This is a genomic window from Streptomyces sp. TG1A-8 (assembly GCF_030499535.1).
In the GTDB taxonomy this organism is placed as follows: Bacteria; Actinomycetota; Actinomycetes; order Streptomycetales; family Streptomycetaceae; genus Streptomyces.
The window spans coordinates 3,099,920-3,122,517 of record NZ_JASTLB010000001.1 but is presented as its reverse complement, the minus strand read 5'-3'; the positions used below and the strand labels follow the sequence as shown (position 1 = coordinate 3,122,517).

Below are 22,598 nucleotides of genomic sequence, written 5' to 3'. Positions count from 1 at the left end.
GGCGCCGAGCCGGCCGGCGCGCGGGGCGGATCCCGGCCTCCGGGGCGCGGTGCGGAATAGCCCGGCCCGGGGCACTGTTCCGGAGGTATAGTTGAACAGTCAACAATCTGGAGGGTGAGCGACCATGCAGTTCGGGATCTTCAGCGTCGGCGACGTCACGCCGGACCCCACCACGGGGCGTGCGCCGACCGAGCACGAGCGGATCAAGGCCATGGTCGCCATCGCGCTGAAGGCCGAGGAGGTCGGCCTGGACGTCTTCGCGACCGGTGAGCACCACAACCCGCCCTTCGTGCCCTCGTCGCCGACCACCATGCTCGGTTACGTCGCGGCGCGCACCGAGCGGCTGGTCCTGTCCACCTCCACCACCCTGATCACCACGAACGACCCGGTGAAGATCGCGGAGGACTTCGCGATGCTCCAGCACCTGGCCGACGGCCGCACGGACCTGATGACGGGGCGCGGCAACACCGGGCCGGTCTACCCCTGGTTCGGCAAGGACATCCGCGAGGGCATCGGCCTGGCCGTCGAGAACTACGCCCTGCTGCACCGGCTGTGGCGCGAGGAGGCCGTGAACTGGGAGGGCAGGTTCCGCACCCCGCTGCAGGGCTTCACCTCCACCCCGCGCCCGCTGGACGGCGTGCCGCCGTTCGTCTGGCACGGCTCGATCCGCTCCCCGGAGATCGCCGAGCAGGCCGCGTACTACGGCGACGGCTTCTTCCACAACAACATCTTCTGGCCCGCCGACCACACCAAGCGCATGGTCGAGCTGTACCGGACCCGGTACGCCCACTACGGGCACGGCACGCCCGAGCAGGCGATCGTCGGCCTCGGCGGCCAGGTGTTCATGCGGAGGAACTCCCAGGACGCGGTGCGCGAGTTCCGGCCGTACTTCGACAACGCGCCGGTCTACGGGCACGGGCCGTCGCTGGAGGACTTCACCGAGCAGACCCCGCTGACCGTCGGCTCCCCGCAGCAGGTGGTCGAGAAGACCCTCGCCTTCCGCGAGTACGCCGGCGACTACCAGCGCCAGCTGTTCCTGATGGACCACGCGGGCCTGCCGCTGAAGACCGTGCTGGAGCAGCTCGACCTGCTCGGCGAGGAGGTCGTACCGGTACTGCGCGAGGAGTTCGCCAAGAACCGCCCGGCGAACGTGCCCGACGCCCCCACCCACGCCTCCCTGCTGAGGGCGTCCCGGGGGGCGACCGTCGCGTGAGGCCCGTCGCCGTCCCGGCGGGACCGGGCGTCCCGCCCTGCACCGCGGCGGCCGACCGGCCGGCCGCCGCGGTGCAGCGGCGGCTGCCGGACCCGGTGGAGAGCCAGGCGGTGGTGCGCGGTCGCGCGGTCGGGCTCGCGCACCACCTCACCGACCCGCCGGGACGGCGCACCCGGCCCCCGCGAGGGTGAGAGGCCGGTAAAAAGGGCGGTCGCGGCCCACCGGGCCCGGTGCGGGCGCCGGTGGCCTTGGCAGACTGGGAGCGTGCCCCAGACTGTGCTGCTCGCCGAGGACGACCGTGCCATCCGCCATGCCCTGGAGCGTGCCCTGACGCTGGAGGGCTACGAGGTGACGGCGGTCGCCGACGGCGTCGAGGCGCTCGCGCAGGCCCACCGGACCCCGCCGGACGTCCTCGTCCTGGACGTGATGATGCCCGGCATCGACGGCCTCCAGGTCTGCCGGGTGCTGCGCGCCGAGGGCGACCGCACCCCGATCCTCATGCTCACCGCGCTGGTGGAGACCGCCGACCGGATCGCGGGCCTGGACGCCGGCGCGGACGACTACGTCCTCAAGCCGTTCGACGTCGAGGAGGTCTTCGCCCGGCTGCGCGCCCTGCTCCGCCGGACGAGCCCCGCCCCCGGCCCCGGCGGCACCGGCCCGGAGGGCCCGGCCCGGGAGGCCCAGGTCTCCAACCGGCGGGTGGAGGCCGCCGGGATCCGCATGGACCTCCAGGCCCGCCGCGCCTGGCGCGGCCGGCGCGAGCTGGAGCTGACCCGCACCGAGTTCGAGCTGCTGGAACTGCTGGTGCGCAACGCCGGGATCGTGCTCGACCACTCCACCATCTACGACCGCATCTGGGGCTACGACTTCGGCCCCGGATCGAAGAACCTCGCCGTCTACGTCGGCTACCTGCGCCGCAAGCTGGACGAGCCCGGCGCCCCGCAGCTGATCCAGACCGTGCGGGGCGTGGGTTACGTGCTGCGGGAGGACTGAGTGGGCCGCCCGTGCCGGCCGCCGGCCCGGCGCCGGCCCAAGCTGGTCTCGCTGCGCACCACCTTCGCCGTGTCCTTCGCGGCCGTGACCGCCGCCGTCACCATCCTGGTCGGCATCCTGTCGTACGGCTCCGCCGCGGGCCTGGTCCGCGTCGACCAGCAGTCGGTGTTCACGCAGGTCGTGCGGGACGTGCAGGACGAGGTGCGGCAGCACGAGATGGTCCCGGACGACTTCTCCTCCTCCCGTCCCGGCCACGACGTCGTCCGCCCCGCCCGCACCGACGTCCAGGTGCTCGGCGCGCGGGGCCAGGTCGTCGACCACGGCAGCCCCGTCCTGCCCGTCACCGACCGGGACCGGGCCGTGGCCGGTGCCGGGACGGCCGGGAGACTGGTCGAGCACAGGGACGTCCGGGTCGGCGAGGACCTGTTCCGCGTCGCCACCGTCGCGCTCGGGGACGGGCGGGGCGCGGTGCAGGTCGCGCAGGAGTTCAGCGACACCGAGGACCTGCTGCGCGCCCTCCAGCAGCGCACGCTGATCCTGATGGCGGCGGTCGTGGTCGCCGCCGGTCTGTTCGGCTGGTGGCTGGCCCGCCGGATCACCCGGCGCCTGGTGGTCCTCACCTCCGCCGCCGAGGACGTCGCCCGCACCCGCCGGCTGGGCATCGAGGTGCCCGTCGCGGGGCTGGACGAGGTGGGCCGGCTCGGCCGCGCCTTCGACCGCATGCTGGGCCGGCTCGCCCAGTCGGAGGAGGACCAGCGGCGGCTCGTGCAGGACGCCGGGCACGAGCTGCGCACGCCCCTGACCTCGCTGCGGACCAACATCTCGCTGCTCCGGCGGATCGACGAGCTGCCCCGGGGACCCGGGAGGACCTGGTCGCCGACCTCACCCAGGAGGCCCGCGAGCTGACCGACCTGGTCAACGAGCTGGTCGACCTCGCGGCCGGGCAGTCCGACACCGCGCCGCCGCAGCGGGTGGACCTCGCCGACATCGCCGAGGACGTGGTGGGGCTGGCCAGACGCCGTACGGGCCGGGAGATCCTGCTGCGCGCGAGCGGCGACACGAGCACGGACGGCCGGCCCGGCATGCTGCAGCGGGCGCTGTCCAACCTGGTCGAGAACGCGGCCAAGTTCGACCGCGACGGCAGGGCGCCCATCGAGGTCCGCGTCACCGGGTCCGCCCGGCCGGGAACGGTCCGCGTCGAGGTCCTCGACCGCGGTCCCGGCATCGCCGAGGGCGACCTGGTCCGCATCTTCGACCGCTTCTACCGCGCCGCCGACGCCCGCTCCCTGCCCGGCTCGGGCCTCGGCCTGTCCATCGTCCGCGAGGTCGCGATGGCCCACGGCGGGGCACCCTTCGCCCACCGGCGGGGGGCGGCGGGGCGGCCATCGGCTTCACCGTGGCCGGTGGGCCGGTGGGCGGGGAAGACGCCGGTACCTGACGGACGCGCCCGGTGGCCGCGCCGCCGCGGCCACCGGGGCGGCGTCTCATCCCCGCCCGGCGTCCTCCGGGCCGCGCCGGGCCGCCGCCAGGGTCCAGGCCAGGTTGCCCACCGCCGCCCCGGCCGCCACGGCGGCGACGATCACCCCGCCGGTCGCGAGGCCGTCGCTGAACAGGTGCGGGCGCCGGTCCAGGCTGTGCAGGCCGAAACCGCACAGCTCGTACACGCCGACGGCGGCCACGGCGAGGCTGACGACCAGCACGGTCAGCGTCGGAGTGAGACCGCGCACGCCACCGCGCCCCCCGGCCCGCGCCGTGGAGCCCGGTCCCGTTTCCGTGCCCTGCATGTGACCCCCGAAGAACAGACGTGTGCCGTCGGCCGTGGGCACCTACGATACGTAGGTGCGATGGGCTCGTTGCCGTGCGGATCCACCTCGGTGCGGACGCGGAGGGCATCACCGGCCTCGTCGACGCCGAGGACGTCCGGCCGGGCGGCCCCGGCCCGCTGTGGCGGTCGGGCGCACTGCACGGGGACGGGAGGCGACGTGGTCGCCGCGTTCCGCGGGGCGGGGCCGGCGGACCGGCTGCGACCGGACTGCGGCTGCGGCTGCGACCGGTGCGGAGCGGGGGAACGGGCGGGTGCCGGCACCACAAAGCCCCTGACCAGTCCAACGGCGTCCGGAGCGCGGCGGGGGGTCAGGGGCGGGCGGGGAAACCGGGGGCGCGAGTCCTGCGGACCGTGCCCGGCTCAGACGCCCCACGCCGGCGTGGCCGCCGGGGCGTCGTGGCAGGCGAAGCCCAGCCGGGTCAGTGCGCGGCGCACCTCGCCGGCCGTGAAGTCGCGGCGGTCCTGCTTGGTGATCACTTCCCCGACCTGCTTGACGGGGTAGGTGCGGCGGCCGATGGTCACGGATTCGCCGGTGACGGGTTCGGGCGCGATGCCCTCCATCGAGCGCTCGACCTCACTCTTGATGAGGTCGAAAGGGAAACGGGCGATGACGCAGCGCATGATGCCTCAGCAGGGGGGTGGGAGAAATGGGCCGGGGAAGACGCGAAGGAGCGGAGCCCCGTCCGCGGTGCCGGAGCACCGCAGAACAAAGGGCTGGGGCCCGCACCCCAGAGAGTGCGGGCCCCAGCCACTTGGTTCGCGTCAGCGTCAGGCGGGAACGATGTTCTCGGCCTGCGGGCCCTTCTGGCCCTGCGTGACGTCGAAGGTCACCTTCTGGCCCTCCTGAAGCTCGCGGAAGCCCGACGTGGCGATGTTCGAGTAGTGGGCGAACACGTCAGCGCCGCCGCCGTCCTGCTCGATGAAGCCGAAGCCCTTTTCCGCGTTGAACCACTTCACAGTGCCAGATGCCATATTGAATCTCCCTCGGGGGCAGTGCCGGGAACCGCACTTTACGGAACCCGAGTCGCCGCGATGATCACCCCTCCGGAAAGACCCGGAAAGCTGTGCAAAGAAACAAGTCTTCGGTAACCAAAACTGCAACTTCTATCACGCTAACACAGTGCGCCGGAAAATCCCATGGGCACCGACGCGGTTCATCCGTCCGTGCAGTCAAGCTCGCGGCGCGCTGAACGTATTTCTGCATCCGCGGATCTAGATATCCAGCCCGCGTTCATCCAGTTTCCTGCACATTTCCCTGTTCAGGACCAGGGTTTCGGTGAGCTGGTCCTCCAGGACGAGGATGCGGCGCACGGCTTCGATGGGAGTCCCCTGGTCGACCAGCTCGCGGGCCCGCGCGGCGATGCGCAACTGGTGCCGGGAGTAGCGGCGGTGGCCGCCGTCCGACCGCAGCGGGGTGATCAGCCCCGCCTCGCCGATGGCCCGCAGGAAGGCGGGAGTGGTGCCGAGCACGGCGGCCGCCCGCCCCATGGTGTAGGCGGGGTGGTCGTCGTCGAGGCCGCCGGGGGCCGGGGGGTTCTCAGCGGGCATGACACCTTGGGTTTCGGGACCGTCTGCCTGGTGCTGACGACCCTATCCCCGGCGGGGCCCCGCGATCCGTCCGCTCCGGTCCGCTCCCGTCCGCCGGGGCCGGCCCCCGCACGCGCCGGTGCGGTCCGTCGCCATGGCGGCGGCCGGCGCCCCCGCCGCCCGCGCCCCGCCCGGCCGCCGGCCCGGCGGAACCCGGCTCAGGGCCACACCAGGCAGTACGGCTGGTGTCCCGCCTCGTGCAGCCGGTGGCTGAAGTCCTGCCACTCGTGCAGCAGTTGGTAGACGTTGAACGCGTCCCGGGGCCCGCCCCGGTCGGGGACCGTCGACCAGATGAACGCCGCCGCGCCCACCGCTTCCTCGCCGATGCCGCGCAGCGGGTCGACGACCGTCGTGGGGAGCTTGACCACCGCGTAATCGGGGTGCAGGACGACCAGTTCCAGGGGCGGCACCCGGTGCAGGGGGACGCCCTGGATGCCGGTGAGCACCATCGCGGCCATCGTCTCCGGCTTGATCTTGGTGAACATGCCGTTCATGCCCAGCTCGTCGCCGCCCAGCTCCTCGGGGCGCATGGAGATGGGGACGCGGGCCGCGGTGGCGCCGTCCGGCGCGCCGAAGTACTTGTAGGTCACCCCCACCCGACCACCATTCCCGCTCCCCGCCCGGAGGCGGTCGTACCGTTCGCGCTCTCCCGGTACGCCGTGTGTCTGACGTGCGTCAGTGTGCCGCGTCTCGGTCGTCTCCTCCGCTTCGCGCCGGTGCCTTCCCCGCCGGGCACGTCGAGGACCCAGGTCGTCAGTCCCCTCGCCCAGTCCGCCACCGCGATGCATATCTCCACCCGACTGCTTTTCTAGGACGCGTGGCCCCGGCCGCGCAACCCGATCATCATGTCAGTGACCTCCCCCACGGCCGCCCGCCGAAACGTACGGCGAAACACCAGTCCGCGGGATCCCCTGGTCCCCGACCAGTACGGTCGTGGGCGCTGTGTGTATCAGCTCTCAGTCTCGCAGATGTGACGCTTCGATCATGAGGTCGGCCGTGTCCGGAGCGGGCCGCGGCCTACCCTGAGGAGGTCACCACGCCACCGGAGTCCGAGAAGCCGGAGAAGCCGCACGTCATGAGTGCCCTGAGCGAAACGCCCCATCCCTACGACGCACCAGCCTCCCAGTCGCTCTTCGACCGCGCCGCCGCCGTCACCCCGGGCGGGGTCAACTCGCCCGTGCGCGCCTTCCGCGCCGTGGGCGGCACGCCCCGGTTCATGGTGTCGGGCAAGGGGCCGTACCTCACCGACGCCGACGGACGGGAGTACGTCGACCTCGTGTGCTCCTGGGGGCCGATGATCCTCGGCCACGCGCACCCCGAGGTCGTCGCCGCCGCCCAGGAGGCCGTCGCCCGCGGCACGTCCTTCGGCACGCCCGGCGAGGGCGAGGTCGCGCTCGCCGAGGAGATCGTGGCCCGCGTGGAGCCCGTCGAGCAGGTGCGGCTCGTGTCCAGCGGGACCGAGGCGACCATGTCGGCCATCCGGCTCGCCCGCGGGTTCACCCGGCGGTCCAAGGTCATCAAGTTCGCCGGCTGCTACCACGGCCACGTGGACTCCCTGCTCGCGGCGGCCGGCTCCGGTGTCGCGACGTTCGCGCTGCCGGACACGCCCGGTGTCACCGGCGCGCAGGCCGGCGACACGATCGTGCTGCCGTACAACGACCTGGAGGCCGTGCAGGAGGCCTTCCACCGGCACCCGGGCGAGATCGCCTGCGTCATCACCGAGGCCTCGCCCGGCAACATGGGCGTCGTGCCGCCGGACCCCGGTTTCAACCAGGGGCTCAAGGACGCCTGCGCCAAGAACGGCGCCCTGTACATCTCCGACGAGGTCATGACCGGCTTCCGCACCAGCCGGGCCGGGTGGTACGGCATCGACGGGGTCAGGCCCGACCTCATGACCTTCGGCAAGGTCATGGGCGGCGGCTTCCCGGCCGCCGCCTTCGGCGGGCGGGCCGACGTCATGGGCCACCTCGCGCCGGCCGGGCCCGTCTACCAGGCCGGCACCCTGTCCGGGAACCCGGTCGCCACCGCCGCCGGGCTCGCCCAGCTGCGCCTCCTGGACGACGCCGCGTACGACACGGTCAACGCCGTTTCCACGCAGATCCAGGACCTGGTCACCGAGGCGCTGAGCAAGGAGGGCGTCGCGCACCGGCTGCAGACGGCCTCGAACATGTTCTCGGTCTTCTTCACCGACCGGCAGGTGCGCACCTACGAGGACGCCAAGCGGCAGGAGTCGTACCGCTTCACCGCCTTCTTCCACTCGCTGCTGGCGAACGGCGTCTACCTGCCGCCGTCGTCCTTCGAGTCCTGGTTCGTGTCGGCGGCCCACGACGAGCGGGCCGTCCAGAAGATCGCCGACGCCCTTCCGGCGGCGGCCCGAGCGGCTGCGGAGGCCACCGCGTGAGCAACGGCAAGGACATCACCGTCGTCCACCTGATGCGGCACGGAGAGGTCGACAACCCGGACGGGATCCTGTACGGCAGGCTGCCCGGCTACCACCTGTCCGAGCTGGGCCGGAAGATGGCCGAGCGGGTCGCCGAGCACCTCGCCCCGCGGGACGTCACCCACGTGGCGGCCTCGCCGCTGGAGCGGGCCCAGGAGACGGGCACCCCGATCGCCAAGGCGCACGGGCTCGACCTGGCCACCGACGAGCGGCTCATCGAGGCCGAGAACATCTTCCAGGGCAGGACCTTCGGGGTCGGGGACGGCGCGCTGCGCAAGCCCGACAACTGGAAGCACCTCGTCAATCCCTTCCGGCCGTCCTGGGGCGAGCCGTACGTCGACCAGGTCGTGCGGATGATGGGCGCGCTGAGCGCGGCCAGGGACGCCGCGCGCGGGCACGAGGCGGTGCTGGTCAGCCACCAGCTGCCGATCTGGACCGTGCGGTCGTACGTGGAGAAGCGGCGGCTGTGGCACGACCCGCGCAGGCGGCAGTGCACGCTCGCCTCGCTGACGACCTTCACCTTCCAGGGCGACCGGATCGTCTCCGTGGGGTACAGCGAGCCGGCCGTCGACCTCGTCCCGCCGCACCTGCGGGCCGGTGCCCGGCCGCAGAAGGGCGGGGGGACGGCCCAGGGGAAGGCCTTCGGGGCCTGACCCCGGCCGGAGGACCGGCGCTCCCCGCGGTCGTGCCCGGCGGCCCGTTCGAGGGGCTTGAGCCTTTCCTCCAGGTCCGGTACGAAAAGCAGAAGGATTAGCGGAACCTCCCCGATCGTCACGCCCTCTGTCCGGGTGACCACCAGTACGCGTGACGAATCGGGGACCCCCATGCACACCTTCTCCCGCACCCTCTCCCGGAGGGGAGTGCTCGGCCTCGGCGCGGGCGCGGCGGCCGCCGCCACGCTCGCCGGCTGCGGGACCCTCACGTCCCTGGACGCCGGCGGGCGTCCGGGCGGTTCCGGTCCCGGCGCGGACGGGCACGGCGGCGGGAGCACGGCGCACCCGGTCCGGCCCCTCGGGGACGGCTCCACCTCCTTCACCGGCCGGCAGCCCCACCAGCCCGCGCGGCCCGAGCCGCTGGAGCCGGGGCAGACCCCGCCGCAGTTCGTGGTCTTCTCCTGGGACGGTGCCGGCGAGGTCGGCAACGGCCTCTTCCCGCGCTTCCTGGACCTCGCCAGGGAGCACGGCGCGAGCATGACCTTCTTCCTCTCCGGCCTGTACCTGCTGCCCGAGTCGAAGAAGCGGCTCTACGCCCCGCCGAACAACCCGCGCGGCGCGTCCGACATCGGCTACCTCACCGACGACCACATCAAGGCCACGCTGGCCGCCGTGCGCCGGGCCTGGCTGGAGGGGCACGAGATCGGCACCCACTTCAACGGGCACTTCTGCGGCGGCAGCGGCACCGTGGCCCGCTGGACCCCCGGGCAGTGGAGGAGCGAGATCGAGCAGGCCAAGGCGTTCGTGAAGGAGTGGCGGACCAACACCGGCTGGACCGGTCTGCCCGCCCTGCCGTTCGACTACGACAGGGAGCTGACCGGCGGCCGCACGCCCTGCCTGCTCGGCCAGGACAACCTGCTGCCCACCGCCCGCGCGCTGGGCTGGCGCTACGACGCCTCCTCGCCCGGCGGCCGGCAGGTGTGGCCGGTGAAGCGGCAGGGCGTCTGGGACCTGCCCCTGCAGCAGATACCCTTCCCGGGACGTTCCTTCGAGGTCCTGTCCATGGACTACAACATGCTCGCCAACCAGTCGGTCAACTCGACCAACGCCCCGGCCCACCGCCGCCCGGCCTGGCGCAGGCAGGCGGCCCAGGCGTACATCGCCGGCTTCCGGCGGGCCTACGAAACAAACCGGGCACCCCTCTTCATCGGCAACCACTTCGAGCAGTGGAACGGCGGCATCTACATGGACGCCGTCGAGGAGGCCTTCCGGTACGTCGCGCGGGAGCGGGAGAAGGGCGCGGACGTCCGGCTGGTCTCCTTCCGGCAGTTCGTGGACTGGATGGACGCGCAGAAGCCGGAGGTGCTCGCCCGGCTGCGCACGCTGGACGTCGGGCGGCGGCCCGTCGGCGGCTGGCGGGAGTTCCTGCGGGACACCGCGCCGGCCTCCTCCGGCGCCGCGTGACGACTGACCGGAATGTCCCGTGTAAAAACCGGCTGAAATGCGGATTTCCGCCCGGCGGGGGGGCGGGAAAGATCCCCGGAACAGACATGCGAAACTTTTCACATGAGTACCCGTAGCCGCGCCGCCCTGCTCGGCGCCGTGGCCGCCATGGCGGCCCTGACCCTGTCCGCGTGCGGCAACGGCGGCACCTCCGGCGGGGGCGGCAACACCAACTTCGTCACCGGCAACAACGGCATCGACACCGCGCCGCGGGGCGAGCGGGCGACGGCCCCCGAACTGTCCGGCAGGACCCTCGACGGCAGGACCCTCGACGTCGCCGACTACCGGGGCGAGGTCGTCGTGGTCAACGTCTGGGGCTCGTGGTGCGGGCCGTGCCGCGAGGAGGGGAAGTACTTCGCCAAGGTGTCGAAGGCCTACCGGGGCAAGGGCGTGCAGTTCGTCGGCATCAACACCCGGGACACCAGCACCACCCCCGCGCTCGCCTTCGAGAAGGAGCAGGGGATCACCTACCCGAGCCTGTACGACCCGACGGGCAAGCTGATGCTCCGCTTCAGGAAGGGCACGCTCAACCCGCAGCTGATCCCCTCCACGCTCGTCATCGACCGGGACGGCAAGGTCGCCGCGCGGGCGCTGGAGGCGCTCGACGACACCGGCCTGCTGAAGATGCTCAAGCCCGTCCTCGCGGAGAAGTGACGTGGGCGCACTGACGACGCTCGCCGCGACGGGCGGCAACGAGATCGTCCACAGCGGGGCCCTGCTGCTCGCCCTGCCCGTCGCCGTGCTCGGCGGGCTGGTCTCCTTCTTCTCGCCCTGCGTGCTGCCGCTGGTCCCCGGCTACCTCTCCTACGTGACCGGCGTCGCCGGCACCGACCTGGCGGAGGCCAGGCGGGGCCGGATGGCGACCGGTGCCGCCCTGTTCGTGCTCGGCTTCACCGTCGTGTTCGTCTCCGGCGGGGCGCTGTTCGGCTTCTTCGGCTCCACCCTGCAGGAGTACAGGGACACCCTGTCCAAGGTGCTCGGCGTGCTCATGGTCCTCATGGGCGTCTTCTTCATGGGGCTGATGCCCTGGCTGAGCCAGCGCGAGTTCCGCTTCCACCGGCGGCCGGCGACCGGTCTGGTGGGCGCGCCCCTGCTCGGCGCGCTGTTCGGGATCGGCTGGACGCCCTGCATCGGCCCGACCCTCGCCTCCGTCGTCGCCCTGTCCTCCCAGCAGGCGAGCGCCGGCCGGGGCGCCGTACTGACCGTCGCCTACTGCCTCGGCCTCGGCGTCCCTTTCGTCCTCACCGCGGTCGCCTTCCGCAAGGCCCTCGGCGCGTTCGGCTGGGTCAAGCGCCACTATGTCTGGGTGATGCGCATCGGCGGCACGATGATGATCGTGACCGGTGCGCTGCTGCTGACCGGGGCCTGGGACCGCCTGGTGCAGGAGATGCAGACCTGGTCCACCGGCTTCACTGTGGGGATCTGATCGATGAGCAAGACCGAAACCGGCACGCCTCCCGGCGGCACCGAGGACCAGGACGCGGACCTGGGAGCGGCCGGATCGCAGCTGTCCACCGCACCGCGGGAGGAGACGGCGGGCCCGCCCTCGATGGGCGTCGTCGGCTGGGTCCGCTGGTTCTGGCGGCAGCTCACCTCCATGCGGGTCGCGCTGCTGCTGCTCCTGCTGCTCTCCCTCGGCGCGATCCCCGGCTCGCTGATCCCGCAGACCGGCATCGACGCCACCAAGGTCGACGACTTCCGCAGGACGCACAGGACGCTGGCGCCGGTCTACGACGAGCTCGGCCTGTTCCACGTCTACAGCTCGGTGTGGTTCTCCGCCATCTACATCCTGCTGTTCGTCTCGCTGATCGGCTGCATCGTGCCGCGCACCTGGCAGTTCGTCGGCCAGCTGCGCGGCCGTCCGCCGGCCGCGCCCCGGCGGCTGACCCGGCTGCCCGCGTACACGACGTGGCGCACGGAGGCCGAGCCCGAGCGGGTCCGCGAGGCCGCGCTCGCCCTGCTGCGCAAGCGCCGCTTCCGGGCCCACGCGGCCGGGGACGCCGTCGCCGCCGAGAAGGGCTACCTGCGCGAGCTGGGCAACCTGGCCTTCCACGTCGCGCTGATCGTGCTGCTGGTCGCGTTCGCCTCGGGGCAGCTGTACAAGTCCGACGGCACCAAGCTGATGGTCGAGGGCGACGGCTTCTCCAACGCGCTGCCGATGTACGACGACTTCAAGTCCGGCAGCCTGTTCAGCACCGACGACCTGGTGCCGTTCAGCTTCGACCTGAAGGACTTCAAGGGCACCTACGAGCTGACCGGCCCCAACCGGGGCACCCCGCGCACCTACCAGGCGAGGATCACCTACAGCAAGGGCGCGGACGGCACGGAGCGGTCGACCACCGTCAAGGTCAACGAGCCGCTGAAGATCGACGACGCCAAGGTCTACCTCGTCAGCCACGGCTACGCGCCCGTCATCACCGTCCGCGACGGCAAGGGCAAGGTCGTCTACCAGGACGCCGTACCGCTGCTGCCACTCGACGGCAACGTCACCTCCAACGGCGTGGTGAAGGTGATGGACGGCTACCGCGACGCCAAGGGCGTCAAGGAGCAGCTCGGATTCCAGGTGTTCTTCGTGCCGACCTTCGACGCGAGCAGCGGCACCATGCTCTCCCGGTTCCCGGCACTGCTGAACCCGCTCCTCGCGGTGAACGCCTACCACGGCGACCTGGGCGTCGACGCGGGCATCCCGCAGAGCGTGTACCAGCTCGACACCTCCCACATGAAGATGTTCAAGGACGCGCAGGGCAAGCAGCTGAAGAAGCTGCTCAAGCCGGGCGACACCATGAACCTGCCGAACGGCGCCGGGTCCATCACGTTCGAGAAGGACGTCAAGGAATGGGCCGGCTTCGAGATCGTCCAGGAACCGGGCAGCGGCTGGGCGCTCGGCGGTGCCCTCGCCGCGATCCTCGGCCTGGCCGGGTCCCTGTTCATCCAGCGCCGCCGCGTGTGGGTGCGGGCGGTGCGCGGTGCCGACGGCGTCACGGTCGTGGAGATGGCCGGGCTCGGCCGCAGCGAGTCCGCGAAGGTGCCCGAGGAACTGGGCGACCTCGCCGCGGCCCTGTACGACCGGGCGCCGGGAGCACCCGGCCCCGACGACTCCTCCGCGTCCAACGAAGCATCCCCCGACTCCCACGCCGTACCTGCCGAAGGGGCTGAGAAGTGACTCTCGCCGCCGCAACCGAGCTCGCCGTCGCGACCAACGAACACCTGGCGAGCATCAGCAACACGCTCATCTACTCCTCCATGGCCGTCTACACCCTGGCCTTCTTCGCGTACATCGCCGAGTGGCTCTTCGGCAGCCGCAGCAAGGTGGCCCGCACGGCCGCCGCGCTGACCGCCGACGGCGCGCGCGAGGGGGGTGCCCCCGCCGTCACCGTGCAGCGGGCCGGGGGGACCGCCGTGCTGGAGCGGCCGCGGGTCGTGGTCCGGTCGGCGGCCGGCGCCCGGGACGTGCCGGACGGGCCCGGCGCGCACGGCGGGGACGTGCAGGGCGATCTGTACGGCCGGGTCGCCGTGTCCCTCACCGTGCTCGCGTTCCTGGTGGAGCTGGGCGGGGTCGCCGCCCGCGCGGCCTCCGTGGAGCGGGCGCCGTGGGGCAACATGTACGAGTTCAACATCACCTTCTCGACGGTCGCCGTCGGCGTGTACCTCGGGCTGCTGGCGCTGAGGAAGAACGTGCGCTGGCTGGGCCTCTTCCTGGTCACCACCGTGCTGCTGGACCTGGGCCTCGCGGTCACCGTCCTGTACACGGCGAGCGACCAGCTGGTCCCCGCGCTGCACTCGTACTGGCTGTACATCCACGTCTCCACCGCGATCTTCTGCGGCGCGGTGTTCTACGTCGGCGCGGTCGCCACGATCCTGTACCTGTTCAAGGACGCGTACGAGAACAAGCTCCAGACCGGCGGCAGGCCGGGTGCCTTCGCGACCTCGGTGCTGGAGCGGCTGCCCGCCTCGGCCTCCCTGGACAAGTTCGCCTACCGGGTCAACGCGGCCGTCTTCCCGCTGTGGACGTTCACGATCGTCGCGGGCGCGATCTGGGCGGGCGACGCCTGGGGCCGGTACTGGAACTGGGACCCCAAGGAGACCTGGTCCTTCATCACGTGGGTCGCCTACGCCTGCTACCTGCACGCCCGCGCCACGGCCGGCTGGAAGGGCCGCAAGGCCGCCTACCTGGCGATGATCGCCTTCGGCTGCTGGCTGTTCAACTACTACGGCGTGAACATCTTCGTCAGCGGCAAGCACTCCTACGCGGGCGTCTGAGCCCCGGGTCGGAGACACTGGTGGCATGAGCGGTTCCATCGCACAGGGCACCAGTCAGACCCACGGGAACACGCACATACTCCACTTCCTGGTGCGGCTCCCGAGGTCCATGGAAGAGGTCTGGACGGCGGTGGCCACGCCCGCGGGACTCGCGGGCTGGTGCACCGCCGTCGACGTCCTCGAACCCCGGCTCGCCGGCGAGGTCACCCTGCACGGCCTGGGCGCCGGCCGGATCACCGCCTGGGACGTGGACCGGATCGCCGAGTACACCGTGGCGGGCGGCCGGATCCGGTTCCACCTGGAGCGGGACGGGGACGCGGGCAGCGCGCTGCGCCTCACCCACGAGTTCCAGGGCGAGGGGGAGTCGGAGGCCGCCTGGCGCACCAGGCTCGAACGCCTCATCGCCCGTCTGGAGCCCTCACCGGCCTAGGAGGACGGCGGCAGGCACTCCTTCGCCGGGGGCCTGCCCTCCGGCCAGGCGATCCTGACGAACCGGGACCCCCCGGGCGTCAGCTCCACGATCGGCACGGCCTTGTCGTACGGGTTGCCGTGCACGTCCAGGCAGATCCAGCCGCTCGCGCCGTTCACCCGCAGCGAGCCCTTGACCTGCGGCCACTGCAGGCCGACGTCCGCCAGCGCGGGAAGGTCCGGCCGTCCGGCACCGCCTCGCGGATGCCGTGCACCGCCAGCCGCAGCGCGTCGTAGCCGACGATCAGCTGGCCGTCGTCCAGGGCGGCCCGCCCGCCGGGCCCGACCGGCTCCCGCCCGGCGGCCGCCAGCAGCCGCCGGAGCGATTCGTAGTCCGCCGCCGAGCCGCCCGTCCGCGCCGGGCCCTTCGTCCAGGCGTCCGGGTGGGCGAGGGAGGTGTAGCGCACGGAGAGGTGCTTTCCGAGGGCGCCCCGGTCCAGGTCCTTCTCGTGGGTCAGGTACGACGCCTCGTCCCCGGTCAGCACCGTGAACGTCCGGTCCTGGCAGCCGCGGCCGCCCAGCGCGTTGACGAACTGCCGCAACCGCGTGTGCCGGCCCGCGAACAGGACCGTGTCCGTCTCCCGCGAGGTGTCGCACACCAGGTGCGTGATCTGCCGGAAGGTGTTCGCGGTCGTGCCCTCCTCGCTGCGGTCGGCGGGCGGCGTGAAGGGCTGCGGCTCGTACGGCGAGCCCTTGAGCAGGCCGGCGAACGACCGCTGCAGCGTGCGCGTGTACGGGTCGCCGGGGTTGTCGTACACCAGCAGTGCCCTGCCCGCGCCGACCTCGGCGAAGGCGGCCAGCGCGCGGGCCTCGTCGGTGTTGGTCGGCGACACCCGGGCCAGCCCGGGGCAGGGGTCCTCGCCGCCCTGCCCGTTGGCCAGGTCGTCCGCGGTGATGGACGAGCCGACCACCGGGATCCCGCGCCGGGTCAGTTCCCCGACCGCCTTCTTGTTGTTGTCGGTGCTCTGCCCGATGCCGGCGACCGCCCGCAGCCGGTCCGCGCCCGTCGTCATCCGCGTCAGCCGCTCCACCGTCCGCCGCCAGTGATCCCCGGTCGCGCCGGGGTTGGCGAGCGCCAGCCGGATCGCGGGCGCCTGCCCGTTGGCGCCGTGGTTGGCCCCGTACTGCGCCAGGTACGCGCCCTGGAGCTGGTGCTGGATGTCGTCGAGGTTGGTGCGGGCGGTGGAGGTGTACGGCAGCATCAGCGCCACCGTGACGTAACTCCCCTCCTTCAGGCGGGCGTTCTCCCGCGCGATGGCCCGCACCACCGGCCGCAGCTGGGCGTGCCCGAAGTCGTACGGGCCGACCGCCACGCCCACGCACTCCGCGCTGCCCGCCGGCCGGGCCACCCCGGGCGCGCAGGAGCGGTCGTCGTGCGCGAGCGCGCGGACCGCGAACACCAGCCCCGCCACCAGGGCGGCCGTGGCCAGCAGCGCCAGACAGCGGCGCAGCGGGATCTCCCACACGCTCCCGCGCAGTACCGTGCCCACGCCCCTGCGCGCCATCAGGCCTCCCCGCTGCGGTCGTCCGGTCCGTCGTCCGTGTCGTCGCAGACGGCGCCGATGATGTGCAGGGTGTCGTCCGGGCTCAGCGGCGGCAGCGCGAGGAGCGGCGCCCGCGAGGAGGGCGCCGCGTCCGGGGCCCAGCCGGTGCGCCGGGCCACCTCCGGCAGCTCCCGCCGGACCGCGCTGCGCAGTGCCTCCCGGCCCTCACCGCGCCGGGCCGCGACGAACGCCACCTGGTCCGCGATGCCCTCGGCGCGGTCCCGCAGCACGGCCTCGACCAGTCCGGGACCGGGCGCGCCCTGCGCGTTGTCGACCAGCACCAGGGGCCGGCCGAGGCGCTGCATGCGCGGCAGCACCCCCGCGTACGCCTCGGTGAGGTCGGCGAGCAGGGCGCGCACCAGGTACCGCTCGGCGTGTCCGCGGGAGGTGCCGCCCGCCCGGAAGTGCCCGGACAGCAGGATCAGCCCGCGCTGGGCGTTGCCGCCCGCGTTCGGGTACGTCCGGTACCACACGGAGGCCTTCTGGCGGCGGCGGCCGGTGAAGCCCTCGGCGACGGACTCCAGGGTCGCCTCGACGGCGCTCGACAGCAGCGGCCCGGTGCCGGTGGCCGCCGCGACCACCTTGGCGGCCACCTTCCCGGCCCACCGTCCGGCCAGCCCGCTGATCCGGGAACCGCCCTCGTTCAGCAGCAGGATCCGCTCGACCTCCCGGCGGATCCGCTCGGAGTCGGCGTCGCCCCAGCCGCCGGCGGCCACCGCGACGAGTCCCGGCATCAGCCGGGGGAAGGTGATCCGGCCGGCGCCCGTCACCGGCGCCGCCAGCTGTTCGGCGATGCCCAGCAGCGCCTGTGCCACCGGCGACCAGGACTCGGCCGGCCGGTCCGCGGGCGGGCCCGCGAACTGCTCCTCCGCGCAGTCGACCAGCGCGACCGGCGTGTGCCCCCGGTAGACGTCCCGCAACTCGCCGAGCAGCGCGCTCTTGCCCAGGCCGCGGGCGCCGGTGAGCACCACGAAGGGCATCTCGCCCGGGTGCTCGAACGGATGGGCGCGATGCCGGTGGGGGCGCAGGCCCACCAGCCGCGGCGCCAGCCCGGCCGGGTCGACGTCGAACAGCGCTCCGCGCCCGTGCAGGCGCCCGTGCGTGCGTGCACCGCATCCCCCCTCAACAGCAGTGCAGGAAGGGGAAGTTGATCCCACCAGGGGCGGTGGCGTCCGTTCGGTCACAAAAGTGACGCCGCCAGGTCCCGCAGCCGCTCCGCGTACAGCCGCATGTTCTTCGCCGCCACGTCGGTGTCCGGGTAGCGGCTCGCCAGCCACAGGCCTTCGGGCAGCCGGTTGACCCACACGCACACCTGGTCGCCGTACGACACCCGCAGCAGCGCGCGCGCCCTCATCTCCTCCCAGCGCCCGGCGCCGGGGATGGAGCGGGCGTCGAGGAACGAGACGATCGAGTACAGGTCGGGCGAGGACGGCCGGAAGTCCGCGCCCAGCAGCTTCAGCACCCGGGCCAGCGGCATCCGGGCCAGGGCGCGGTTGGCCCGCAGTTCGGCGCGCACGGCGCGCAGGGTGCCGGGCAGGTCGGGACGGCCGGCCACGGGCACCTCGATCGGGGCGCCGCCCACGTACCAGCCCACCGAGTCGCTCCAGCGGGACTTCACCCGGGTGTGGAAGGGCACCACCGTGCGGTACACGGACTGCCCGCCCAGCTCGTGGAGGATCAGGGCGGTGGCCGCCAGCAGACCGACCAGGCTGCCGCCGTAGGGCCGGCAGTACGCCTCGAACGCGGCGGCCGTCTCCGCGTCCGCGAGCGGTTCGGACAGCATCCGCTGCGGCGGCAGCGGGCCGTCCGGCTCCACGCCGAGGTCGACCGGGAAGCTCGGCAGCCTGCCGTCGCAGCGCCGGATGAACTCCCGCCAGCGTGCGACGACTTCGTGGCTGTCGTCGATGCGGTCCGCGTCCGCGCGCTCGATCCCGCAGAAGTCGACGTAACTGGCCGCCGGGGTGCGCGCCACGGGGTCGCGCCCCTCGACGCCCGCCGCGTACAGCTCGTGGACCTCGGCGGCGATCCGGTGCATGGAGTAGGCGTCGACGTTGGTGTGGTCGAAGGCCAGGTACACGCTGGCCGAGTCCTCGCGGACGACCGCCGTGTAGAGGAAGCTGGGCCAGCGCAGGGCGTCCGCGACGGTGTCGAAGCGGCCTTCGAGGTGCCGGACCAGGGCGCCGGCGTCGGAGAAGTCGCCGGTCACCTCCCTGTGCAGGGACACGTCACCGGCGTCGAGCGTGAACCGGCGCAGTTCGTCCCCCACCCAGCGGAAGCCGCTGCGCAGCGTCTCGTGCCGCAGCGTCCAGGCCCGCAGGGCCTCCTGGAGGACGTCGAGGTCGACCGGGCCGGGGATGTCGAAGGCCGTGCCGAGCCAGGTCGGCACGAACAGCCCGTCCTCCCGCACGCACTTGGCCGTCCTGATGTGCGACTCCTGGATGTAGGCCGGGGGCCGGGAGTCCTCCGGCAGTCCGTCCGCCGCCGCGACGGTCGCCGGGCTCAGCGTCCACTCGACGAGCCGTCCCGGCCGGACCTCGCAGCGCTGGATGTCAGTGATACGCACGCGTCTCCGTTCGCAGGGGGGACCCCATGGACGTGGGTCCCCTCCAAGGGAATGCCGTCACGGGCGGCGGGGACATGCCCGCCCGGGGCATTTCAGCGGAACGGGTGGCGGGGCGAACGCGGAAGTGATTAACCCACGGTGACCGCCGGGGCCCGGTCCACGCGCCGGTGTCCTCGTGCCCCCGGACCGGTCCGTCCGCGGCGGGTCCCGCACGAGCCGGGCGCACGCCGGATCGTCCGGGAGCACGGTCCGCCCGTCGTGCCCGGCGGGCCGGTCGCGGCCGCCGTCCTCCCGCCCGCGCCGGGCCGGGCCCCGGGACGTGCCGGCGGACGGGGCCGCGGGGGTGGCGCGGGGGTGGCGCGGGGACAAAGCGGTACGTCGGCGATACTGGGACCCATGGCTTACGACGATCTTCGCTCCCTGCTGCGGGCACTGGAGCGCGAGGGAGACCTCAAGCGCATCAAGGCCGAGGTCGACCCGTACCTGGAGGTCGGGGAGATCGTCGACCGGGTCCAGAAGTCCGGCGGCCCGGCCCTGCTCTTCGAGAACGTGAAGGGCTCCGCGATGCCCCTCGCGATGAACGTCTTCGGCACCGACCGGCGGCTGCTGAAGGCGCTGGGCCTGAAGTCGTACGGCGAGATCTCCGAGAAGATCGGCGGGCTGCTGCGGCCCGAGCTGCCGCACGGGTTCGTCGGGGTGCGCGAGGCGTTCGGCAAGCTCGGCGCGATGGCGCACGTGCCGCCGAAGAAGGTGAAGCCCGACCACGCGCCCGTGCAGGAGGTCGTCCTGCACGGCGACGAGGTGGACCTGGACCGGCTCCCGGCCCTGTTCACCTGGCCCCAGGACGGCGGCTCCTTCTTCAACCTCGGGCTCACCCACACCAAGGACCCCGCGACCGGCGTCCGCAACCTGGGCCTGTACCGCCTCCAGCGGCACGACCGGCGCACCATCGGGATGCACTGGCAGATCCACAAGGACAGCCGCAACCACTACCAGGTCGCGGCCCGCCGGGGCGAGCGGCTGCCGGTCGCCATCGCCTTCGGCTGCCCGCCCGCCGTGACGTACGCCTCCACCGCGCCCCTGCCCGGTGACATCGACGAGTACCTGTTCGCCGGGTTCGTCGCGGGCAGGCGCGTCGAGATGGTCGACTGCAAGACGGTCCCGCTCCAGGTGCCCGCGCAGGCGGAGGTCGTCCTGGAGGGCTGGCTGGAGCCGGGCGAGATGCTCCCGGAGGGCCCCTTCGGCGACCACACCGGCTTCTACACCCCGCAGGAGCCCTTCCCGGCGCTGCGGATCGACTGCGTGACCATGCGCAGGCGGCCGCTGCTCCAGTCGATCGTCGTCGGCCGCCCGCCGACGGAGGACGGCCCGCTCGGCCGCGCCACGGAACGCTTCTTCCTCCCGCTGCTGAAGATCATCGTCCCGGACATCGTGGACTACCACCTGCCCGAGGCCGGCGGCTTCCACAACTGCGCGATCGTCTCGATCGACAAGAAGTACCCGAAGCACGCGCAGAAGGTCATGCACGCCGTGTGGGGGGCGCACATGATGTCCCTGACCAAGCTGATCGTGGTCGTCGACGCCGACTGCGACGTCCACGACCTGCACGAGGTGGCCTGGCGCGCCCTCGGCAACACCGACTACGCCCGCGACCTCACGGTCGTGGAGGGTCCCGTCGACCACCTCGACCACGCCTCCTACCAGCAGTTCTGGGGTGGCAAGGCCGGGATCGACGCGACGAGGAAGTGGCCGGAGGAGGGCTACACCCGCGACGGGGGCTGGCCCGACATGGTCCTCTCCGACCCCGCTACGGCGGCCCTGGTGGACCGCCGCTGGAAGGAGTACGGACTGTGAGCAGCGCCTCCGCGGCACTTCCGCGGCCGGGACGCACCAAGGCCTTCCTGCGCCTGGTGATGATCGAGCACTCGGTGTTCGCGCTCCCCTTCGCCTACATCGCCTCGCTCACCGCGATGTACCAGCGGGACGGGAACATCCACTGGGTCCGGCTGCTGCTGGTCACCGTCTGCATGGTGGGGCTGCGCACCTTCGCCATGGCGGTCAACCGGATCATCGACCGCGAGATAGACGCCCGCAACCCGCGCACCGCGCACCGCGAACTGGTGACCGGCGCGATGTCGGTGAAGCACGCCTGGACCGGTGCCCTGATCGCCCTCGTGGTCTTCCTGGGCGCGGCGGCGCTGCTGAACCCGCTGTGCCTGGTACTGGCGCCCATCGCCGTCGTGCCGATGGTGGTCTACCCCTACGGCAAGCGGTTCACGGACTTCCCGCAGGCCATCCTCGGCCTGGCCCAGGCGATGGGCCCGGTCGGCGGCTGGCTGGCCGTCTCCGGCTCGTGGTCCTGGGACGCGGTGATCCTGGGCCTGGCCGTCGGCATCTGGATCGGCGGCTTCGACCTCATCTACGCCTGCCAGGACGTGGAGACCGACCGCGAGATCGGTGTCCGGTCGGTCCCGGCCCGCTTCGGCGTCCCGGCGGCGATCCGGGGCGCGCGGGTGTGCCACGCCCTCACCACGGCCCTGTTCCTCTGGTACGCCCTGGCCACCCACGCCGGCCCGTTCCTCTGGCTGGGGCTGGTGGTCGTGGCGGCCGCCTTCGTCTACGAGCACCGCATCGTGCGCCCGCACGACCTGTCCCGCCTCAACAGGGCGTTCTTCAGCGTCAACGGCTTCATCGGCATCGCCCTGTTCGTGTGCGCGCTGCTCGACCTGCTGGTGCGGGGCCTGACCGTCTGAGCCCGCGCACCGGCCCACGGCCCGGCCCGGCCTGAAGTCGCGCAACCCCGCCGGTACGCTCAAGGTGTGAACGCAGGAGAAACGCAGCGCACACCTTGGATCGTGGGGGTGTCCGGAGCTTCCGGAACCCCGTACGCGGCTGCCGTGCTGCGGGCGTTGCTCGCGGCGGGGGAAGCGGTCGACCTGGTGGTCAGCCGGGCCTCCCGGCTGACCCTGCTGGACGAGACCGGGATCTCCTTCCGGGACGCGCACTGGCAGGACGACCTGCGGGAATGGCTGGCCCGGGGCGCCGACGGCAAGCCCGGCGCGTTCGCCGTGGACATCGGCGCGGTGCGCCACTGGAGCGCCGGGGACCTGGCCGCCGGGCCCTCGTCGGGCTCGTACCCGGCCAAGGGCATGCTCGTCGTCCCGGCCTCCACGGCGTGCGTCGCCGGAGTCGCGCTCGGGCTGTCGAAGGACCTGCTCCAGCGGGCGGCGAGCGTCACGCTCAAGGAGCGCAGGCCGCTGGTCGTGGCCGTGCGGGAGACCCCCCTGAACGGGCAGACCCTGCGGCACCTCGTCGCCCTGGACGACGCCGGCGCGAGCGTGGTGCCCGCCTCGCCGGCCTTCTACGCGGGCGCCACCCACATCCAGGACCTGGTTGACTTCGTCGCCGGGCGGGTGCTGGACGCCGCGGGCGTGCGGCACGGCCTGTACCGGCGCTGGAAGGGCACGCTGGGCGGCGCCGCGCCCGGCTAGGCACGTCTCGCGGTACCTCTCATTCACTCCGGGAACTCTTCAGCGGAAGGCTTCGATC

At 72.7% G+C, this 22,598-nt stretch carries 21 protein-coding genes and 2 pseudogenes; 15 read left to right on the top strand and 8 right to left on the bottom strand.

Going from position 1 to position 22,598, the window contains the following annotated elements:
* Positions 1-124: 124 nt before the first annotated feature.
* From QQY24_RS13425 to QQY24_RS13410, 4 genes and pseudogenes are all read left to right on the top strand, one after another.
* Positions 125-1,213 carry an LLM class flavin-dependent oxidoreductase gene (locus QQY24_RS13425; protein ID WP_301972925.1) on the top strand — a complete coding sequence of 363 codons (1,089 nt, stop codon included), beginning with the start codon at positions 125-127 and terminating at the stop codon, positions 1,211-1,213.
* On the top strand, positions 1,210-1,404 hold the full coding sequence (locus QQY24_RS13420; protein WP_301972924.1) for a hypothetical protein: 195 nt from the start codon (positions 1,210-1,212) through the stop codon (positions 1,402-1,404). The genes QQY24_RS13425 and QQY24_RS13420 overlap by 4 nt, the downstream gene beginning before the upstream one ends.
* An 85-nt stretch (positions 1,405-1,489) precedes the next feature.
* On the top strand, positions 1,490-2,206 hold the full coding sequence (locus QQY24_RS13415; protein ID WP_301976236.1) for a response regulator transcription factor: 717 nt from the start codon (positions 1,490-1,492) through the stop codon (positions 2,204-2,206).
* Positions 2,207-3,644 (top strand): annotated as a pseudogene (locus QQY24_RS13410) (ATP-binding protein). It begins immediately after the preceding gene.
* 46 nt (positions 3,645-3,690) lie between these two features.
* Here QQY24_RS13410 and QQY24_RS13405 read toward each other — a convergent pair.
* From QQY24_RS13405 to QQY24_RS13385, 5 genes are all read right to left on the bottom strand, one after another.
* Entirely contained in the window at positions 3,691-3,933 is a 243-nt protein-coding gene (locus QQY24_RS13405) for a hypothetical protein (RefSeq protein WP_301972923.1), read from the bottom strand.
* A gap of 458 nt (positions 3,934-4,391) precedes the next feature.
* On the bottom strand, positions 4,392-4,652 hold the full coding sequence (locus tag QQY24_RS13400) for an SCO5918 family protein (RefSeq protein WP_301972922.1): 261 nt from the start codon (positions 4,650-4,652) through the stop codon (positions 4,392-4,394).
* 147 nt (positions 4,653-4,799) lie between these two features.
* Complete coding sequence (locus QQY24_RS13395; protein WP_007383480.1) at positions 4,800-5,003, bottom strand: cold-shock protein; 204 nt, start codon at positions 5,001-5,003, stop codon at positions 4,800-4,802.
* Positions 5,004-5,243: 240 nt separating this feature from the next.
* Complete coding sequence (locus QQY24_RS13390) at positions 5,244-5,579, bottom strand: MerR family transcriptional regulator (protein ID WP_301972917.1); 336 nt, start codon at positions 5,577-5,579, stop codon at positions 5,244-5,246.
* A 197-nt stretch (positions 5,580-5,776) separates the two neighbouring features.
* Positions 5,777-6,406 carry a hypothetical protein gene (locus tag QQY24_RS13385; protein ID WP_301972916.1) on the bottom strand — a complete coding sequence of 210 codons (630 nt, stop codon included), beginning with the start codon at positions 6,404-6,406 and terminating at the stop codon, positions 5,777-5,779.
* Positions 6,407-6,702: 296 nt separating this feature from the next.
* Between QQY24_RS13385 and hemL the strand changes: the two genes are divergently transcribed.
* The 8 genes from hemL (at position 6,703) to QQY24_RS13345 (ending at position 14,904) form a co-directional block, all read left to right on the top strand.
* Complete coding sequence (hemL, locus tag QQY24_RS13380) at positions 6,703-8,019, top strand: glutamate-1-semialdehyde 2,1-aminomutase (RefSeq protein ID WP_301976235.1); 1,317 nt, start codon at positions 6,703-6,705, stop codon at positions 8,017-8,019.
* A gap of 32 nt (positions 8,020-8,051) precedes the next feature.
* A complete protein-coding gene (locus tag QQY24_RS13375) occupies positions 8,052-8,711 on the top strand; it encodes a histidine phosphatase family protein (protein WP_301976234.1) in 660 nt (219 codons plus the stop codon).
* A gap of 171 nt (positions 8,712-8,882) precedes the next feature.
* Positions 8,883-10,175 carry a hypothetical protein gene (locus QQY24_RS13370; RefSeq protein WP_301972915.1) on the top strand — a complete coding sequence of 431 codons (1,293 nt, stop codon included), beginning with the start codon at positions 8,883-8,885 and terminating at the stop codon, positions 10,173-10,175.
* Between the two features lie 102 nt (positions 10,176-10,277).
* A complete protein-coding gene (locus QQY24_RS13365) occupies positions 10,278-10,868 on the top strand; it encodes a TlpA disulfide reductase family protein (RefSeq protein WP_301972914.1) in 591 nt (196 codons plus the stop codon).
* A 1-nt stretch (position 10,869) separates the two neighbouring features.
* Positions 10,870-11,640, top strand: a complete 771-nt coding sequence (locus tag QQY24_RS13360; protein WP_301972913.1) for a cytochrome c biogenesis CcdA family protein — start codon at positions 10,870-10,872, stop codon at positions 11,638-11,640.
* A gap of 3 nt (positions 11,641-11,643) precedes the next feature.
* Positions 11,644-13,377, top strand: coding sequence for a cytochrome c biogenesis protein ResB (locus QQY24_RS13355; protein ID WP_301972912.1), 1,734 nt, complete (start codon positions 11,644-11,646; stop codon positions 13,375-13,377).
* Positions 13,374-14,474 (top strand): c-type cytochrome biogenesis protein CcsB, encoded by a 1,101-nt coding sequence (gene ccsB, locus QQY24_RS13350; RefSeq protein ID WP_301972911.1) that lies wholly within the window; start codon positions 13,374-13,376, stop codon positions 14,472-14,474. Before QQY24_RS13355 ends, ccsB begins: the two co-directional genes overlap by 4 nt.
* Before the next feature lie 25 nt (positions 14,475-14,499).
* The gene (locus tag QQY24_RS13345; RefSeq protein WP_301972910.1) at positions 14,500-14,904 is read left to right on the top strand and encodes a hypothetical protein; all 405 of its coding nucleotides are present in this window, start codon (positions 14,500-14,502) and stop codon (positions 14,902-14,904) included.
* Here QQY24_RS13345 and QQY24_RS13340 read toward each other — a convergent pair.
* The 3 genes and pseudogenes from QQY24_RS13340 to QQY24_RS13330 form a co-directional block, all read right to left on the bottom strand.
* A pseudogene (locus tag QQY24_RS13340) lies at positions 14,901-16,447 on the bottom strand (hypothetical protein). The gene QQY24_RS13345 and the pseudogene QQY24_RS13340 overlap by 4 nt on opposite strands.
* Positions 16,447-17,643, bottom strand: a complete 1,197-nt coding sequence (locus QQY24_RS13335) for a hypothetical protein (RefSeq protein ID WP_367657995.1) — start codon at positions 17,641-17,643, stop codon at positions 16,447-16,449. Before QQY24_RS13335 ends, QQY24_RS13340 begins: the two are co-directional and overlap by 1 nt.
* Before the next feature lie 23 nt (positions 17,644-17,666).
* The gene (locus QQY24_RS13330) at positions 17,667-19,049 is read right to left on the bottom strand and encodes a condensation domain-containing protein (protein ID WP_301972909.1); all 1,383 of its coding nucleotides are present in this window, start codon (positions 19,047-19,049) and stop codon (positions 17,667-17,669) included.
* 396 nt (positions 19,050-19,445) lie between these two features.
* Between QQY24_RS13330 and QQY24_RS13325 the strand changes: the two genes are divergently transcribed.
* The 3 genes from QQY24_RS13325 (at position 19,446) to QQY24_RS13315 (ending at position 22,540) form a co-directional block, all read left to right on the top strand.
* Positions 19,446-20,903: a menaquinone biosynthesis decarboxylase gene (locus QQY24_RS13325; RefSeq protein ID WP_301972908.1), complete on the top strand. Its 1,458-nt coding sequence runs from the start codon at positions 19,446-19,448 to the stop codon at positions 20,901-20,903.
* Positions 20,900-21,802 (top strand): menaquinone biosynthesis prenyltransferase MqnP, encoded by a 903-nt coding sequence (gene mqnP, locus QQY24_RS13320; protein WP_301972907.1) that lies wholly within the window; start codon positions 20,900-20,902, stop codon positions 21,800-21,802. Before QQY24_RS13325 ends, mqnP begins: the two co-directional genes overlap by 4 nt.
* Positions 21,803-21,868: 66 nt before the next feature.
* A complete protein-coding gene (locus QQY24_RS13315) occupies positions 21,869-22,540 on the top strand; it encodes a UbiX family flavin prenyltransferase (protein WP_301972906.1) in 672 nt (223 codons plus the stop codon).
* Positions 22,541-22,598: the final 58 nt, after the last annotated feature.

What these genes read in the sequence shown, in the direction of transcription:
- QQY24_RS13325 (WP_301972908.1), top strand. Translation starts at nt 19,446, where the DNA reads ATGGCTTACGACGATCTTCGCTCCCTGCTGCGGGCACTGGAGCGCGAG.
- QQY24_RS13375 (WP_301976234.1), top strand. Translation starts at nt 8,052, where the DNA reads ATGCGGCACGGAGAGGTCGACAACCCGGACGGGATCCTGTACGGCAGG.
- QQY24_RS13400 (WP_301972922.1), bottom strand. Translation starts at nt 4,652, where the DNA reads ATGCGCTGCGTCATCGCCCGTTTCCCTTTCGACCTCATCAAGAGTGAG.
- QQY24_RS13365 (WP_301972914.1), top strand. Translation starts at nt 10,278, where the DNA reads ATGAGTACCCGTAGCCGCGCCGCCCTGCTCGGCGCCGTGGCCGCCATG.
- QQY24_RS13355 (WP_301972912.1), top strand. Translation starts at nt 11,644, where the DNA reads ATGAGCAAGACCGAAACCGGCACGCCTCCCGGCGGCACCGAGGACCAG.
- QQY24_RS13385 (WP_301972916.1), bottom strand. Translation starts at nt 6,406, where the DNA reads ATGCATCGCGGTGGCGGACTGGGCGAGGGGACTGACGACCTGGGTCCT.
- QQY24_RS13370 (WP_301972915.1), top strand. Translation starts at nt 8,883, where the DNA reads ATGCACACCTTCTCCCGCACCCTCTCCCGGAGGGGAGTGCTCGGCCTC.
- QQY24_RS13395 (WP_007383480.1), bottom strand. Translation starts at nt 5,003, where the DNA reads ATGGCATCTGGCACTGTGAAGTGGTTCAACGCGGAAAAGGGCTTCGGC.
- QQY24_RS13425 (WP_301972925.1), top strand. Translation starts at nt 125, where the DNA reads ATGCAGTTCGGGATCTTCAGCGTCGGCGACGTCACGCCGGACCCCACC.
- QQY24_RS13390 (WP_301972917.1), bottom strand. Translation starts at nt 5,579, where the DNA reads ATGCCCGCTGAGAACCCCCCGGCCCCCGGCGGCCTCGACGACGACCAC.
- QQY24_RS13345 (WP_301972910.1), top strand. Translation starts at nt 14,500, where the DNA reads ATGAGCGGTTCCATCGCACAGGGCACCAGTCAGACCCACGGGAACACG.